This window comes from Paracoccus sp. UBA5162, from assembly GCF_002413585.1.
Lineage (GTDB): Bacteria > Pseudomonadota > Alphaproteobacteria > Rhodobacterales > Rhodobacteraceae > Paracoccus.
Genome location: NZ_DHXG01000079.1, coordinates 48,442 through 63,675, shown reverse-complemented (window position 1 = coordinate 63,675; position 15,234 = coordinate 48,442). Strand labels below are relative to the sequence as shown.

Genomic DNA, 15,234 nt, shown 5'->3' with positions numbered 1-15,234 from the left:
CGCCCCTTCTACGCAGGATCCTTGGCAAAGCGAAGGTAAGGCAGCTTGATATCCAGCGGGCCAAACTTTTCTTCCGCCGCCTTGTCGTCCAGTGACAGGGCCACGATCACGTCCTGGCCGGGTACCCAGTTGGCGGGCGTCGCGATGGGAACGCCGTCGGTCCGCTGGACCGCATCCAGCGCGCGCAGGATCTCGGCAAAGTTGCGGCCGATGGACATCGGATAGGTCATGGTCAGCCGCACCTTCTTGTCCGGCCCGATGATGAAGACGCTGCGCACCGTGGCCGAATGGGCCGGCGTGCGGCCTTCCTGCGGCAGGTAATATTCGGCCGGCAGCATGTCATAGGCCTTGGCCACGTTCAGCGCGGTGTCGTCGATGATGGCGAAATTAGCGGGCGCTCCGGCGACCTTCTCGATGTCCGATTTCCACTTCTTGTGGTCCTCGACCGAATCGACCGAGACACCCAGAACCTTGGTATTGCGCTTCTCGAATTCCGGGGCCAGTTGCGCCACGGCGCCGAATTCGGTGGTGCAGACCGGGGTGAAATCGCGCGGATGGCTGAACAGGATGGCATAGCTGTCGCCCAGCCAGTCGTGGAACCGGATCTGGCCCTCGGTGGATTCGGCGGTGAAATCCGGAGCGGTGTCATTGATGCGCAGGGACATGGGACGTCCTTTCCGTTTGATTGCGTCGTTTCCAACATAGGCAGCGCGCGAACGAATGCCAGAGGCCGCCGGCCGCGGCGAATCCGCCCGCGCCGCCTGACCGCCGCTGGCCCTTGCAGGCGCCCGGCGGCGGTGCCACCTTCATGCCAGGTCAGAAACGGAGATCGCGATGAGCACGCTGCTGGACAAGCGCAAATTCTATATCGACGGCCAATGGGTCGAGCCGGCCACGCCCAACGATCTGGAGGTCATCGACCCCTCGACCGAAGAGCCGGTCGCGGTGATCAGTCTGGGCAACCAGGCCGATACCGATGCCGCCGTCGCGGCCGCCAGGCGCGCCTTGCCGTCGTGGTCGCGAACCGCGCCCGCCGAAAGGCTGGCCCATATCGAGAAGATTCTGGAAGTCTATGACAGGCGGGCCGAGGACATGGCCTGGGCGATCAGTCACGAGATGGGCGCGCCGCAGGACATGTCGCTGGAGGACCAGGTTGGCGCCGGACGCGGGCATATCCGCAACTTCATCACCGCGTTCAAGGATTTCAAGTTCATCCGCCCGCTTGGCGATCATGCCCCGTCCTCGATGACGGCATGGGAGCCGGTCGGCGTCGTCGGCCTGATCACGCCGTGGAACTGGCCGATGAATCAGGTCACGCTGAAGGTGATTCCGGCGATCCTCGCGGGCGATACCTGCGTGCTGAAACCCTCGGAAATCGCCCCCCTCTCGTCGCTCCTCTTTGCCGAGATTCTGCACGAGGCGGGGCTGCCCAAGGGCGTCTTCAACCTGGTGAACGGCGATGGAGCGGGCGTGGGCAGCCAGCTTTCGACCCATCCCGAGGTTGACATGATCAGCTTTACCGGCTCGACCCGGGCGGGGATCGCGATCACCAAGGCGGCGGCGGACAGCCTGAAGAAGGTGGTGCTGGAACTGGGCGGCAAGGGTGCCAACATCGTCTTCGCCGATGCCGACGACAAGGCGGTGGCGCGCGGGGCCACACATTGCTTCTACAACAGCGGCCAGTCCTGCAACGCGCCGACGCGGATGCTGGTCGAACGTTCGGTCTATGATCGCGCGGTCGAGACGGCGGCGCAGGTGGCCGAAAAGACCGGCGTCGCATCGGCGCATCAGCCCGGCACGCATATCGGGCCGGTCGTCAGCAAGGGTCAGTGGGAAAAGATCCAGGATCTGATCCAGAAGGGCATCGACGAGGGCGCGCGCCTGGTCGCCGGCGGCACCGGATTGCCCGAAGGCGTCAATCGGGGCTATTTCGTCCGTCCCACGGTCTTTGCCGATGTCAGCAACGACATGACCATCGCCCGGCAGGAAATCTTTGGTCCGGTCCTGTCGATCATTCCCTTCGACAGCGAGGAAGAGGCGATCCAGATCGCCAATGACACGCCCTATGGGCTGACCAACTACGTCCAGACGCAGGACGGCGCACGGCGCAATCGCGTGGCCCGGCAATTGCGTTCGGGCATGGTCGAGATGAACGGCGAGCCGCGCGGGCCGGGTTCGGCCTTCGGCGGCGTCAAGGCATCGGGACGGGCCCGCGAGGGCGGTGTCATGGGCCTTGAGGAATTCATGGATTCCAAGGCGATCAGCGGCTGGGATCGCGACGCCTGATCCTCACGAGGCGCGCGGCGCGGCGGGCCGGTCTCAGCCCGCCGCGCTGACGAATTCGATCCCGATGGTCAGGCCCTCGCCTTCGCTGGACTGGATGTTCAGCTCGCCCTGCAACTCGGCCGAGATGATCGCGGCGATCTGCATCCCCAGACCGTCCTGTCCGCCCAGGGCGATGTCGGGCAGCCCGACGCCGTCGTCGCGGCAGGTCAGTTGCACCTTGCCATCGCCGCTGCCGCGTTCGGCGGTGACGTGAACCATGCCGTGACGACCATCCGGGAAGGCGTGCTTGAAGGAATTCTGCACGAATTCGTTGACCAGCGTACCCACCGCGACGGCCTGTTCGGACGAGACGGCAAGATTGTCGGCCTTGACCTGCAGCCGGACATGCGAGGGCGCGATTTCGGCCAGATGCCCGGTCAGGTTGGCCATGTAGCGGCCCAGATCGACGATCCGGCCGCCATCGGACCGATACAGTTCCTCGTGCAGCCGGGCCACCGCGTCGATGCGCGATTGCAGCGTCGAAAGCGCCTCGGCCGTCTCGCGGTGACGCGCCCGCCTTGCGGCCAGACGGACCAGCGAAGCCAGTGATTGCAGCGAATTCTTGACCCGGTGATCGACCTCCTTGCGCAGCATTTCGGCATGGGCCAGCGATTTGCGCAATTCCATCCGTGCCATGATTTGCGCGGCCAGCACCCGCAGCGTGTCGCGTTGCAGCGGGGTCAGCTTCGCGGGTCTCCTGCCCAGCACGCACAGGGTGCCCAGTGGCAGGCCGTCGCTGGTCTTCAACACGGCGCCGGCATAGAAGCGAAATCCCTCGCGGCCCGTGCAAAGCGGGTTGTCGATGGTGCGCGGATCGTCCTGCGTGTCGGCGATTTCCAGAATGTCGTCGCCCAGAAACGCATGGGTGCAGATGGATTCCGTCAGCGAGGTCTCGCGCCGGTCGATCCCGGTCGCGGACTTGAACCATTGCCGGTCGGCATCGACGAAGCTGATCAGCGCGACGGGCATGTCGCAGATCGCGCCCGCAAGATGCGCAATCTCGTCATATTCCGATTCGGGATCGGTATCGAGGATCTCGTAGGACCGAAGCGCCGCAAGCCGGGCGGCGTCGTCGGGATGCTGGGGGGCAAGCGCCATCACGAATCTCTGGAAAGAAGGCGGCAGCGTGCCGCGGGCTGTGGCGGCGTTCTCTGGTCTCGCCGGGGATTGACGAACCGCTTATCGGCTTGTCGGCGGCGAAACAACCGCCGCGAACCGGTTCAGGAGGTTTCGGCAAGAAAAATATAGCCCGCACCGTAGATCGTCTTGATCAGCCGCGGGTTCTTCGGATCCTCGCACAGCTTGTTCCGCAGGCGCGAGATGCGCACATCCATCGCCCGGTCGAAGCTGTCGCCGGCCGCGCCGCCCAGCGTTTCCAGCATCTGCGCGCGGGTGATCAGGCGGCGCGGATGATCGGTGAAAAGACGCAGCACCTCGGCCTCGGCATGGCTGAGCGGCGTCTGGGCGCCATCGGGCGCGGTCAGCATGTAGCGATCGAAATCGGCGGTCCAGCCTGCAAAGCGTGCTTTCGCTGCCCCGCAGCCCTGCACCGCGGCGGGGCGGCGCAGCCGGGCGCGGATGCGGGCCACCAGTTCGGCCGGTTCGAAGGGCTTGATGATGTAATCGTCCGCGCCCAGTTCCAGCCCGGTCACGCGATCCTGCACCTGCGCCCGCCCCGAGACGATGATGATCGCCGCCCCCGATTCGGTCGCCAGCCGGTGCACCAGCGCCAGCCCGTCGCGGTCGGGCAGGCCCAGATCGATCAGGCAGGCATCGGGGGTGATACGGCGCAGCGCGGCCTCGAACTCGGTCGCCCTGGCGAAGCCCTGGGTGCGAAAGCCCGCATCCTGCAGGACCGAGGCCAGAAGCCGACGGATCTCGGGTTCGTCGTCGAGAATCGCGATCAGGGGGGGCTCGGACATGCCGGTGCTTTCGTCTGGGACAGGGCGGCTGCAAGCCGGGCCGTCGTGAAGGGCTTGGTCAGGACCGGGCCGGACGCGCGGGCGCGGACCGGATCGCCCGGCGGCAGCGATGTCATCAGCAGCATCGGCAGCGGACCCGCCAGATCAAGGCCCAGCCCGTCGCCAAGCTGCATGTCCGACAGGATCAGCGTCAGCCCCGGCAGGTCGGACATGGCGCGGGCCTCGGACAGGCTGGCGGCCTCGATCACCGCATGGCCCAGCCCGGTCAGCATCGCGCGGATATCGGCGCGGATCGTGTCGTCATCCTCGACCAGCAGCACCATCTGCCTTGCCACCGGCCTGCGTGGCAGGCGCAGGGTCACCAGGGCGCCGCGCGCGGTGTTGTCCAGCCGCATGGTCCCGTCCATCAGCTTGGTCTGGTCATAGACCATCGACAGGCCGAGGCCCGACCCCTGTCCGGCCTTGGTGGTAAAGAAAGGCTCGGTCGCGCGGCGCAAGGCCTCGTCGGAAAAGCCGTGGCCGGTATCGGCGACCGCGATCTCGATCCATTCGCCGCTGCGACGGGCCGACAGCGTGATCCGGCCGCCCGGCCCGGCAATGGCGGCATTGGCGTTCAGGATCAGGTTCAGCGCCGAATCCTGCACCGCGCCGGGATCCAGCAGCAGCGGCTGGGATCCCAGGTCGCAATCCAGATGCAGCTTGATCCCGTCGCCCAGCGAGGGGCGGGCCAGCGCCGCAACCTCGTGCAGCAGAGCCGGCAGATCGACCGGTTGCAATGCCACCTCGCGCGGGCCGCTGATCCGGGCCAGCCGGTCCAGCAGCGCGGCACCGCGACGGGCGGCGGCCAGCGTGGCATGCACATCGCCCGCCGCGTCCTCGGGCAGATCCCGCGCCGCCAGCCGCCCCTGCAGGCCCAGGATGATGGTCAGCAGGTTGCCGAAATCATGCGCCATCCCCGATGTCAGTTGCGCCGCAAGGCTGCGCTTGCCCGCATGGCTCAGCGCCTCGCGCGCCTGCACCTCGGCGCTGACATCGGTCGACAGGACATAGACGCCGTGCCCGGCCCGATCCGGGGTCAGCGCGATGCGGATGCGGCGGCCCGAGGTCGCATGGGTCATCTCGAAGACCTGCGGATCGCCGGCCAGGGCGCGGTCCAGCCGGGGGCGAAGCGTGGCGAAGCTGCCGCTGCCAAGCGCTTCTTCGATGCTGCGGCCGATGATGCCGGCATCGCTGCCCGGAAAGACCTGCGGCAGCTGCCGGTTGGAAAAGGTATAGCGGTAATCCGCATCCACATGGGCGATATGGGCCGGCACCATTTCCGTCACCTGCCGGATCCGCGCCTCGCTGCGGGTCAGGACGCGCTGCGCCTCTTTCAGCGCGGCGTTGGTAGCGGCCAGTTCGCGGTTGGCGGCGGACAGGCGTTCGGCATGATCCAGCACCTGTTCGGACAATTCCTCGGACCGGGCGCGCAGCAGTGATTCCTGACGCCTGATTTCGGTGATGTCGGTATAGACCGTCACCCAGCCGCCCTGCGACAGCGGCGCGCCCTCGACCGCGATCCAGCGGCCATTGGCACGCTCGCGTTCGAAGTAATGCGGCTGGAAGGTCCGCGCCTGTTCGACGCGAAAGGCCACCGCCGCCGGCGGGTCGTCCTGCGGGCCATATTCGCCGCGCTCGACCAGAAACCGGATCGTGTCCTCGAACCGGGTGCCGGGCCGGGTCAGGGTCTCGGGCAGATCGAACATGGCCTGATACTGGCTGTTGGCGACCGCCAGCCGCAGATCGGCATCAAAGATCGACAGCGCCTGCCCGATCAGGTTCAGCCCCGACCGCGTCAGATCGGCGGGCAGGTCCGCGATCATCCCTTCCTCCGCTTGCATCCGTTCCACTGACCCTCCTCCCCCCTCAGCAGCGATAGCATCGCCCCGCGAGCCATGAAAGCGATGTAACATTTCGTTGGATTCGTGAAAAATTGCGGCAAGAATTGGCGATCAGGATGGTCGCATCCCGGCCGTGCGGAGGAGGCGCGCCCGGGATCGCGCGGGCACGGCGCCGCGACAGGGAGGAAAGATGACGGACCCGCAGACGCCGGAGGGCGAATTGCATTCGATTCCCGCGCTGCTCGCGCGGAACGTGGCCCGTTACGGTGATCGCCCGGCATGGCGCGAGAAGGAATTCGGCATCTGGCAAAGCTGGACCTGGGCCCAGGCGGCCGGGGAAATCCGTGCGCTGGCGCTTGGCCTGCTGACGCTTGGGCTGCGGCCTGGCGATCGCGTCGCCATCATCGGGCGCAACCGGCCTGCCCATTACTGGGGGATGATCGCGGCGCAGATGTGCGGGGCGGTGCCGGTGCCGCTGTATCAGGATGCGGTGGCCGACGAGATGGCCTTCGTGCTGGATCATTGCGGCGCGCGTTTCGTGCTGTGCGGTGATCAGGAACAGGTCGACAAGGTCCTGGAAGTCGAGGACCGCGTGACGGGGATAGAGCGGATCCTCTATACCGACAGACGCGGGATGCGACGATACGACCATTCGCGCATGGATGCGCTGGCCGATGTGCAGGCCGAGGGGCGCGACGCGGCGCCGCGACTGGACGCGGAACTCGATGCCCGGATCGCGGGTCTGGGCTACGACGACACCTGCGTCATGCTGTATACCAGCGGCACGACCGGCAGGCCCAAGGGCGTGGTCCTGTCGAACCGCAACATCATCGAAACCTCGAAGAACAGCGCCGAATTCGACCGTCTGACGCAGCGCGAGGATATCGTGGCCTACCTGCCGATGGCCTGGGTCGGCGATTTCATCTTCTCGGTCGGGCAGGCGCTGTGGGCCGGGTTCACGGTGAACTGCCCCGAGGACGCGCAGACGATGATGACCGACATGCGCGAGATCGGACCGACCTATTTCTTCGCGCCGCCGCGCGTCTTCGAAGGACAATTGACCAATGTCATGATCCGCATGGAGGATGCCGGCCGCTTCAAGCGCTGGCTGTTCGGGTGGTGCATGTCGGTCGCCCGGCGTGTCGGCCCCGCGCTGCTGGATGGCAAGCCGGTAGGCCCTGGCGACCGGCTGGCCTACGGGCTGGGACGGGTTTTCGTCTACGGACCATTGAAGAACACGCTGGGCCTGTCCCGCATCCGTGTCGGCTATACCGCGGGCGAGGCGATCGGCCCCGAGATCTTCGATTTCTACCGCAGTCTGGGGATCAACCTGAAACAGCTCTACGGCCAGACCGAGGCCAGCGTCTTCATCACCCAGCAACCCGACGGCGAGGTCAGGTCCGACACGGTCGGCGTGCCCAGCCCCGGCGTCGAGGTCAGGATCGCCGACACCGGCGAGGTTTTCTATCGCAGCCCCGGAACCTTCGTCGAATATTACAGGAACGCCGACAGCACGGCCTCGACCAAGGATGCCGAGGGCTGGGTCGCGACCGGCGACGCGGGCTTCTTCGAAGAGGAAACCGGCCATCTGCGCATCATCGACCGTGCCAAGGATGTGGGCAGGATGGCCGACGGCACGATGTTCGCGCCCAAATATATCGAGAACAAGCTGAAATTCTATCCCAACATCCTGGAAGCCGTGGCGATCGGGAATGGCCGCGATTTCTGTGCGGCGATGATCAATATCGACCTGAATGCGGTCGGGAACTGGGCCGAGCGGAACAACATCGCCTATGCCAGCTATCAGGAACTGGCCAGCCATCCGCAGGTCTACGCCGCGATCCGCGCCCATGTCGAAGAGGTGAACCGATCCGTGGCCGAGGATCCGATGCTGTCGGGCTGCCAGATCCGCCGGTTTCTGGTCCTGCACAAGGAACTGGATCCCGATGACGGCGAGATGACCCGCACCCGCAAGGTCCGCCGCGCCGTGATCGGCGAGAAATTCGCCGATCTGGTCGCGGCGCTCTATGACGGCTCGGACAGCATCTATACCGAAACAGAAGTGACCTACGAGGATGGCCGCAAGGGCAAGATCAAGGCGACGCTGAAGATCGAGGACGTGCAGGTCTTCGGCGATGCGCAGGGACAGAAGGTGGCGGCGGAATGAGCAGGGCGGTGGTCACCTTCAGGCCCAGCTATCTGAGCGGCGGGCTGATCGCACTGGCCGGGCTGCTCCTGGCCTGGCTGCTTCCGGGTTTCCTGCCGGCCTGGATGAGCGATCTGGTCGCCGGGGCGCTGACCGGCGGTTTCGGTGTGGCCGCGGCCAGCCGGCTGTGGCCCGGCCTGCCGCTGAAACAGATGATCCAATATGGTCCGGCCGTGGCGCTGTATGGCGTGATCGTCGGCCTGATTGCCGGGAACTAGGCCGATGCTGGACAGGACCGAAGGCTACACCACCCCCGATGGCCGACAGATCGGCGGCGTGCTGATGGAGTTGAAGGACATCACCCTGCGGTTTGGTGGTGTCGTCGCGATCAAGGAGATCAGTTTCGACATCCGCGAGGGCGAGATCCGGGCGATCATCGGGCCGAACGGGGCCGGGAAATCCTCGATGCTGAACGTCATTTCGGGCTTTTATCATCCCCAGGACGGAGAGGTCTGGTTCAAGGGCCGCCGCCGCCCGCCGATGCGGCCCTATCAGGTCGCGCGGCTGGGCATCGCGCGGACGTTTCAGAACATCGCCCTGTTCGACGGGATGACGGTCCTGGACAACATCATGACCGGCCGGCTGAACAAGATGAGGTCCGGCCTGCTGAGCCAGGCCCTGTGGTGGGGCGCGGCCGAACGCGAAGAGGTCGAAAACCGCGCCGAGGTCGAGAAGATCATCGATTTTCTGGAGATCCAGAACATCCGCAAGACCCCGGTCGGGCGACTGCCCTATGGTCTGAAGAAGCGCGTCGAACTGGCCCGCGCCCTTGCGGCCGAGCCGGGCTTGCTGCTGCTGGACGAGCCGATGGCGGGCATGAATGTCGAGGAGAAGGAAGACATGAGCCGCTTCATCCTGGACGTGAACGACGAATTCGGCACCACGATCTGTCTGATCGAACATGACATGGGCGTCGTCATGGACCTGTCGGACCGGGTGGTGGTGATGGATTACGGCCGCAAGATCGGCGATGGCACCCCCGATCAGGTGCGTTCGAACCAGGAGGTGATCGACGCCTATCTGGGGGTCGCCCATGACTGACAAGGGAGCGCTTTGATGGAACAGCTGATCTTCGCCGGCGAAGTTTTCCTGAACGGGCTGATGACCGGCGTGATGTATGCGCTGGTGGCATTGGGCTTCGTGCTGATCTTCAAGGCCTCGGGGGTGTTCAATTATGCGCAGGGCGTCCTGGCCCTGTTCGCGGCGCTGACGCTGGTCGGTATCCAGAAGGGACAGGTGCCCTTCGCGGATCTGATCAATGCGGTCTTCGGCAGCCGTCTGGAGCAGTTCGGCTGGACGGTGCCGGCGGCGCTGGCGATCGTGCTGGCGGCGCTGGTGATGGTCCTGCTGGCCTTCCTGATCGAGACGCTGATCCTGCAACATCTGGTCGGGCAGGCGCCGATTATCCTGTTCATGGCCACGATCGGACTGGCCTATTTCCTCGAGGGGCTGGGCGACGTGATGTGGGGTGCCAATATCAAGGCGCTGGACGTGGGCCTGCCGCAGGGGATTTCGGACGGCATCGAGCAGGTCACGGCGGGCTGGTTCGGATACGGCTATTTCATCGACCGGCTGGACATCTGGGCCACGATCATCGCGGCCGCGCTGGTCTGCGCGCTGGTGCTGTTCTCGCAATATACCAGACAGGGCCGCGCCATGCGGGCCGTGGCCGACGACCATCAGGCGGCGCTGTCGGTGGGAATCTCGCTGCGCTTCATCTGGGTCATGGTCTGGTCCATCGCAGGTTTCGTGGCGCTGGTCGCAGGGATCATGTGGGGCACCAAATCGGGTGTGCAGTTCAGTCTGTCGCTGATCGCGCTGAAGGCCCTGCCGGTGCTGATGCTGGGCGGCTTCACCTCGATTCCCGGTGCCATCGTCGGCGGGCTGATCATCGGCGTTGGCGAAAAGCTGTTCGAATTCTTCATCGGCCCGATGGTGGGCGGGGCGACCGAAAACTGGTTCGCCTATGTCCTCGCGTTGCTTTTCCTTGTCTTCCGGCCACAGGGCCTGTTCGGCGAGCGGATCATCGAAAGGGTTTGAGGATGGCGCATATGGCCAAGGGCGGAGTGGGTATTTGGACAACGGAGATACCGGTTTCTTCGTTGCACAAATACCCGGACGCGGCGACGGGGAAGGCGGGGGGCGGCGATGCTGTATCGTGAGGCGGGCGATTTCAAGACCAGCTACCGCGAGGACGGACAGACCTTTCCGATCCGGCTGGATCGCTGGGGCTATTATGCCGTCCTGGCGGTGGCATTCGGAATCGTGCCATTCCTCATCAACGATTACTGGGCCAGCGCGGTGCTGGTGCCGTTCCTGATCTATGCGGTGGCGGCGATGGGGCTGAACATCCTGACCGGCTATGCCGGTCAGGTCAGCCTGGGCACAGGGGGCTTCATGGCGGTAGGGGCCTATGCGGTCTACAAGCTGATGACCGCCTTTCCAGAGGTCAACATCGTCCTGCACATCCTGCTGGCCGGCGGCATCACCGCCATCGTCGGCATGGTGTTCGGCCTGCCGAGCCTGCGGATCAAGGGTTTCTACCTGGCCGTCGCCACGCTGGCTGCGCAGTTCTTTCTGGTCTGGCTGTTCAACAAGGTGCCCTGGTTCTACAACTACTCGGCTTCGGGCCAGATCACGGCGCCCGAGCGGACCCTGCTGGGCTATGCGATTACCGGACCGGCCAGTTCGGCGGCGGTGAAATACCTGGTCTGCCTGTGTTTTGCGGTGGTGCTGGCATGGGTCGCGCGGAACCTGACGCGCGGCACGCTGGGGCGCAAGTGGATGGCGATCCGCGACATGGATATCGCCGCCGAGATCATCGGGGTCAATCCGCTGACCGCCAAGCTGTCGGCCTTTGCGGTCAGCAGCTTTTTCGTGGGCATCGCCGGAGCGCTGCTTTTCGCCGTCTATCTGGGCGCGGCCGAGGTCGGCGAGGCTTTCGGCATCAACAAGAGCTTTCTGGTCCTGTTCATGATCATCATCGGAGGGCTGGGCAGCGTCTTCGGCAGTTTCGCCGGCGCGGCCTTTATGGTCCTGTTGCCGGTCCTGCTGAAGAATCTGCTCGTGGGCGGGTTTGGCTGGCCCACCAATCTGGCCGCGCATATCGAACTGATGATCGTGGGCGGACTGATCATCCTTTTCCTGATCGTCGAGCCGCACGGTCTGGCCCGGCTGTGGCGACTGGCGAAGGAAAAGCTGCGGCTCTGGCCGTTCCCGCATTGACGCAGAAGACCGGGACGGACCCGGCCAAAATCATCTTGGGGAGGAGACCCGAATGAAGACGAAACTGACCGCATTGGCACTGGCCGCGACCCTGGCCGCGGCCGCGCCCGCCAGGGCCGAACTGGTCGTGCCCAGCCTCAGCTATCGGACCGGCCCCTACGGGGCGAACGGCACGCAATATGCCGACGGCTTTGCCGATTACTTCACGCTGCTCAATGAACGCGACGGCGGTATCGGCGGCGAAAGGATCCAGGTCCCTGAATGCGAGACCGCCTATAACACCGAAAAGGGCGTCGAGTGTTACGAGGCGACCAAGGATACCGGCGCGCTGGTCTATAATCCGCTGTCCACCGGCATCACCTATCAGCTGATTCCGAAGGTCAGCGTGGACAAGAAGGTGCTGTATACGCCCGGTTACGGACGCACCTCGGCCAAGAACGGCAAGGTCTTCGAATGGGTCTTCAACGCTCCGGCGAATTACTGGGACGGGGCCTCGGTGGCGATCAAGTATCTTCTGGACGAGAATGGCGGAGATCTGAGCGGCAAGAAGATCGCGCTGGTCTATCATAACAGCGCCTATGGCAAGGAACCGATCCGCACGTTGCAGAAGCTGTCCGAGAAGCACGGCTTCGAATTGTCCGAGATTCCGATCGACCCGCCGGGGCAGGAGCAGAAAAGCCAGTGGCTGCAGATCCGCCGCGAAAGGCCCGATTACGTGATCATGTATGGCTGGGGTGTGATGAACCAGGCCGCCATCCAGGAGGCCGCCAATATCCGCTTTCCGATGGAAAATTTCATCGGCATCTGGTGGGCCGGTTCCGAGGTGGATGTGTTGCCGGTGGGCGCGGGCGCCAATGGCTACAAGGCACTGACCTTCAACGGCGTCGGCATGGATTACCCGGTCTATGACGACATGAGGAAATTCGTCATCGAACCCGGCAAGGCCAGCCAGGGCGGGCAATATGTCGGCTCGGCCCTCTATTCGCGCGGCATGTATGCGGCCGTCGTGATCGCCGAGGCGATCAGGAAGGCGCAGGAAATCGCGGGGACGGCGGCGATCGATGCCCAGCAATTGCGCGACGGTTTCGAGCAGCTCGACATCACCCCCGAGCGTCTGACCGAGATCGGCCTGCCGGATTTCGGCCCCGAGATCAGCCTGAGCTGCGCCAACCACGGCGGCAGCGGCATGGCGCGGCTGCAGCAATGGGATGCCGAGGCCAAGCAGTGGAACCTGATCAGCGATTTCACCGAGCCCGATCAGGAGGTGCTGGAGCCTTTGATCGCCGAAGACAGCGAGGCCTATGCCAAGGAAGCCGGGATCACCCCGCGCGACTGCAACTGAGGCCGTTCCCGGCGGCGTTGACCGCCGCCGGGACCGCCAGACCGGAGACATGCCATGTTCGACGCCGACCCGCGCGAGACACTGCTGGAAGTCAACAATATCGAGGTGATCTACAACCACGTGATCCTGGTGCTGAAAGGCGTCAGCCTGTCCGTGCCCAAGGGTGGCATCACCGCGCTTCTGGGCGGCAACGGCGCGGGCAAGACAACGACGCTGAAGGCAATCTCGAACCTGCTGGCCAGCGAACGCGGCGAGGTGACGAAGGGCAGCATTCTCTATCGTGGGGAACGGGTGGCGGATCTGAACCCGGCGGCGCTTGTCACCAAGGGCGTCATACAGGTGATGGAGGGGCGGCGGTGCTTCGAACACCTGACGGTCGAGGAAAACCTGCTGACCGGCGCCTATACCCGCAAGGATGGGGCGGCAGCGATCCGCCGCGATCTCGACATGGTCTATGATTATTTTCCCCGCCTGCGCGAGCGGCGCAGATCGCAGGCGGGCTATGCCTCGGGCGGCGAACAGCAGATGGTCGCGATGGGCCGCGCGCTGATGTCGCGCCCGGAGACGATCCTGCTGGATGAACCCTCGATGGGACTCGCGCCGCAACTGGTCGAGCAGATCTTTCAGATCGTGAAGGCCGTGAACGAGGGCGAGGGCGTGACCTTCCTTCTGGCCGAACAGAACACCAACGTCGCCCTGCGCTTTGCCCATTACGGCTACATCCTGGAAAACGGCCGCGTCGTCATGGACGGGCCCGCGGATGCGCTGCGCGAGAACCCGGATGTGAAGGAATTCTATCTCGGCATGTCCGATGAGGGACGCCGATCCTTTCGCGACGTGCGCAGCTATCGCCGCCGCAAAAGATGGCTGGCGTGAAGGAGTTCGCGATGCCCCGCTACTACGACCACCTCGAAAGCCGCGATCCCCGCGACCGCGATGCGGCGATGGCGGTCCAACTGCCCGCCGCCATCCGTCGCGCGAAGTCCGCGCCGGCGCTGGCGCGGCTGCTCGGTGACATCGATCCCCGTGTGGTGACGGGTCGCGCGGCCCTGGCGCAGCTGCCGGTGGTCCGAAAGGCGGATCTGTCCGAAGCGCAGAAGATCTCGCCGCCCTTCGGCGGTTATACGACCCGATCCGCCGCCGAATTCGACCACGTCTTCCAGAGTCCGGGACCGATCTACGAGCCCGGTCGACGGGAAGGTGACTGGTGGCGGCTGGGCCGGTTCCTTCATGCCGCGGGCGTCGGGCGCGGCGATATCGTGCAGAATTGCTTCGGCTATCACCTGACCCCGGCCGGAATGATGTTCGATTCGGCGGCCCGTGCCGTCGGTGCGGCGGTTCTGCCCGCGGGCACCGGCCAGACCGATCTGCAGGTGCGCGCGGCGGTCGATATCGGCACCACCTGCTATGCCGGAACGCCGGATTTCCTGAAGGTGATCCTGGATCGCGCCGATGCTCTGGGCGAGCGTCTGGGCTTTGCCAGGGCTGTGGTCGGCGGCGGTGCGCTGTTCCCATCGCTGCGGCAGGAATATCAGGATCGCGGCATCGTGACACGGCAATGCTATGCCACCGCCGATCTGGGCAATATCGCCTATGAAAGCGAGGCGGGCGAGGGAATGATCGTGGACGAGGGCGTCCTCGTCGAGATCGTGCGTCCCGGCACCGGCGATCCGGTTGCGGAGGGCGAGGTCGGCGAGGTTCTGGTGACCGCGCTGAACCCGGATTATCCTCTGATCCGCTTCGCAACCGGCGATCTGTCCGCCATCATGCCCGGAACCAGTCCCTGCGGGCGCACGAATATGCGCATCAGGGGCTGGATGGGCCGAGCCGACCAGACGACCAAGATCAAGGGCATGTTCGTGCGTCCCGAACAGGTCGCAGCGCTGGTCGCGCGCCATCCCGAAATCCTGCGTGCGCGCGTGATCGCGGACCGCGATGGCGAGATGGACGTGATGATCGTCCAGCTCGAATCCTCCGCCGGGGCGGGGGCCGCTTTCGACGGTTCGGTGGTGGATACGCTGAAACTGAAGGGCCGGATACAGATCGTCGCTCCGGGCAGCCTGCCCAATGACGGCAAGGTCATCGAGGATCGCCGCAGCTATGATTAGACGCGGAATGTCAGGCATTTGATCCGTTAACTTGTTTCGTGCGCCGCCCGGCCCGAGATTGCCAAGCTGTGATCGAAAGGCAGGTGGCGACATGGCCGTGGGCAAGGGATCGCCGCCGGCGATCATCATCAAGCGCAGCGTCGAAAGCGGTGAAGCCGGCCATCATGGCGGCGCATGGAAGGTGGCCTATGCGGATTTCGTGACCGCGATGATGGCCTTCTTCCTG

Annotated in this window: 14 protein-coding genes; 10 read left to right on the top strand and 4 right to left on the bottom strand. The window is 65.0% G+C overall.

Annotated elements, in window-relative coordinates; all coding sequences use genetic code 11:
- Positions 1–8 precede the first annotated feature (8 nt).
- Positions 9–665, bottom strand: coding sequence for a peroxiredoxin (locus B4A72_RS13405; protein WP_292952879.1), 657 nt, complete (start codon positions 663–665; stop codon positions 9–11).
- 178 nt (positions 666–843) lie between these two features.
- On the opposite strand from B4A72_RS13405, the gene B4A72_RS13400 reads away from it, so the two are divergent.
- The gene (locus B4A72_RS13400; protein WP_292978813.1) at positions 844–2,286 is read left to right on the top strand and encodes an aldehyde dehydrogenase family protein; all 1,443 of its coding nucleotides are present in this window, start codon (positions 844–846) and stop codon (positions 2,284–2,286) included.
- A 33-nt stretch (positions 2,287–2,319) separates the two neighbouring features.
- On the opposite strand, the gene B4A72_RS13395 is transcribed toward B4A72_RS13400, so the two are convergent.
- From B4A72_RS13395 to B4A72_RS13385, 3 genes are all read right to left on the bottom strand, one after another.
- Positions 2,320–3,423, bottom strand: a complete 1,104-nt coding sequence (locus B4A72_RS13395; protein ID WP_292953201.1) for a sensor histidine kinase — start codon at positions 3,421–3,423, stop codon at positions 2,320–2,322.
- 122 nt (positions 3,424–3,545) lie between these two features.
- Positions 3,546–4,247: a response regulator transcription factor gene (locus tag B4A72_RS13390; RefSeq protein WP_292953198.1), complete on the bottom strand. Its 702-nt coding sequence runs from the start codon at positions 4,245–4,247 to the stop codon at positions 3,546–3,548.
- Positions 4,229–6,109, bottom strand: coding sequence for a PAS-domain containing protein (locus B4A72_RS13385; protein WP_292978799.1), 1,881 nt, complete (start codon positions 6,107–6,109; stop codon positions 4,229–4,231). The genes B4A72_RS13390 and B4A72_RS13385 overlap by 19 nt, the downstream gene beginning before the upstream one ends.
- A gap of 208 nt (positions 6,110–6,317) precedes the next feature.
- Here B4A72_RS13385 and B4A72_RS13380 point away from each other — a divergent pair, with 208 nt between their 5' ends.
- The 9 genes from B4A72_RS13380 to B4A72_RS13340 all read left to right on the top strand — a co-directional run.
- Positions 6,318–8,294 (top strand): AMP-binding protein, encoded by a 1,977-nt coding sequence (locus B4A72_RS13380; RefSeq protein WP_292953192.1) that lies wholly within the window; start codon positions 6,318–6,320, stop codon positions 8,292–8,294.
- On the top strand, positions 8,291–8,551 hold the full coding sequence (locus tag B4A72_RS13375; protein WP_292953189.1) for a hypothetical protein: 261 nt from the start codon (positions 8,291–8,293) through the stop codon (positions 8,549–8,551). The genes B4A72_RS13380 and B4A72_RS13375 overlap by 4 nt, the downstream gene beginning before the upstream one ends.
- Positions 8,552–8,555: 4 nt before the next feature.
- Positions 8,556–9,374: an ABC transporter ATP-binding protein gene (locus B4A72_RS13370; RefSeq protein WP_292953186.1), complete on the top strand. Its 819-nt coding sequence runs from the start codon at positions 8,556–8,558 to the stop codon at positions 9,372–9,374.
- Positions 9,375–9,386: 12 nt separating this feature from the next.
- Complete coding sequence (locus B4A72_RS13365) at positions 9,387–10,373, top strand: branched-chain amino acid ABC transporter permease (RefSeq protein ID WP_292953183.1); 987 nt, start codon at positions 9,387–9,389, stop codon at positions 10,371–10,373.
- A 108-nt stretch (positions 10,374–10,481) separates the two neighbouring features.
- Positions 10,482–11,558, top strand: coding sequence for a branched-chain amino acid ABC transporter permease (locus B4A72_RS13360; RefSeq protein WP_292953180.1), 1,077 nt, complete (start codon positions 10,482–10,484; stop codon positions 11,556–11,558).
- 52 nt (positions 11,559–11,610) lie between these two features.
- Positions 11,611–12,900 (top strand): ABC transporter substrate-binding protein, encoded by a 1,290-nt coding sequence (locus tag B4A72_RS13355; protein ID WP_292953177.1) that lies wholly within the window; start codon positions 11,611–11,613, stop codon positions 12,898–12,900.
- A 54-nt stretch (positions 12,901–12,954) separates the two neighbouring features.
- Entirely contained in the window at positions 12,955–13,776 is an 822-nt protein-coding gene (locus tag B4A72_RS13350; protein ID WP_292953174.1) for an ABC transporter ATP-binding protein, read from the top strand.
- An 11-nt stretch (positions 13,777–13,787) separates the two neighbouring features.
- Positions 13,788–15,008, top strand: coding sequence for a phenylacetate--CoA ligase family protein (locus B4A72_RS13345; RefSeq protein WP_292953171.1), 1,221 nt, complete (start codon positions 13,788–13,790; stop codon positions 15,006–15,008).
- A 91-nt stretch (positions 15,009–15,099) separates the two neighbouring features.
- The coding region (locus B4A72_RS13340) for a flagellar motor protein MotB (protein ID WP_292978811.1) at positions 15,100–15,234 on the top strand (135 nt) is incomplete at its 3' end.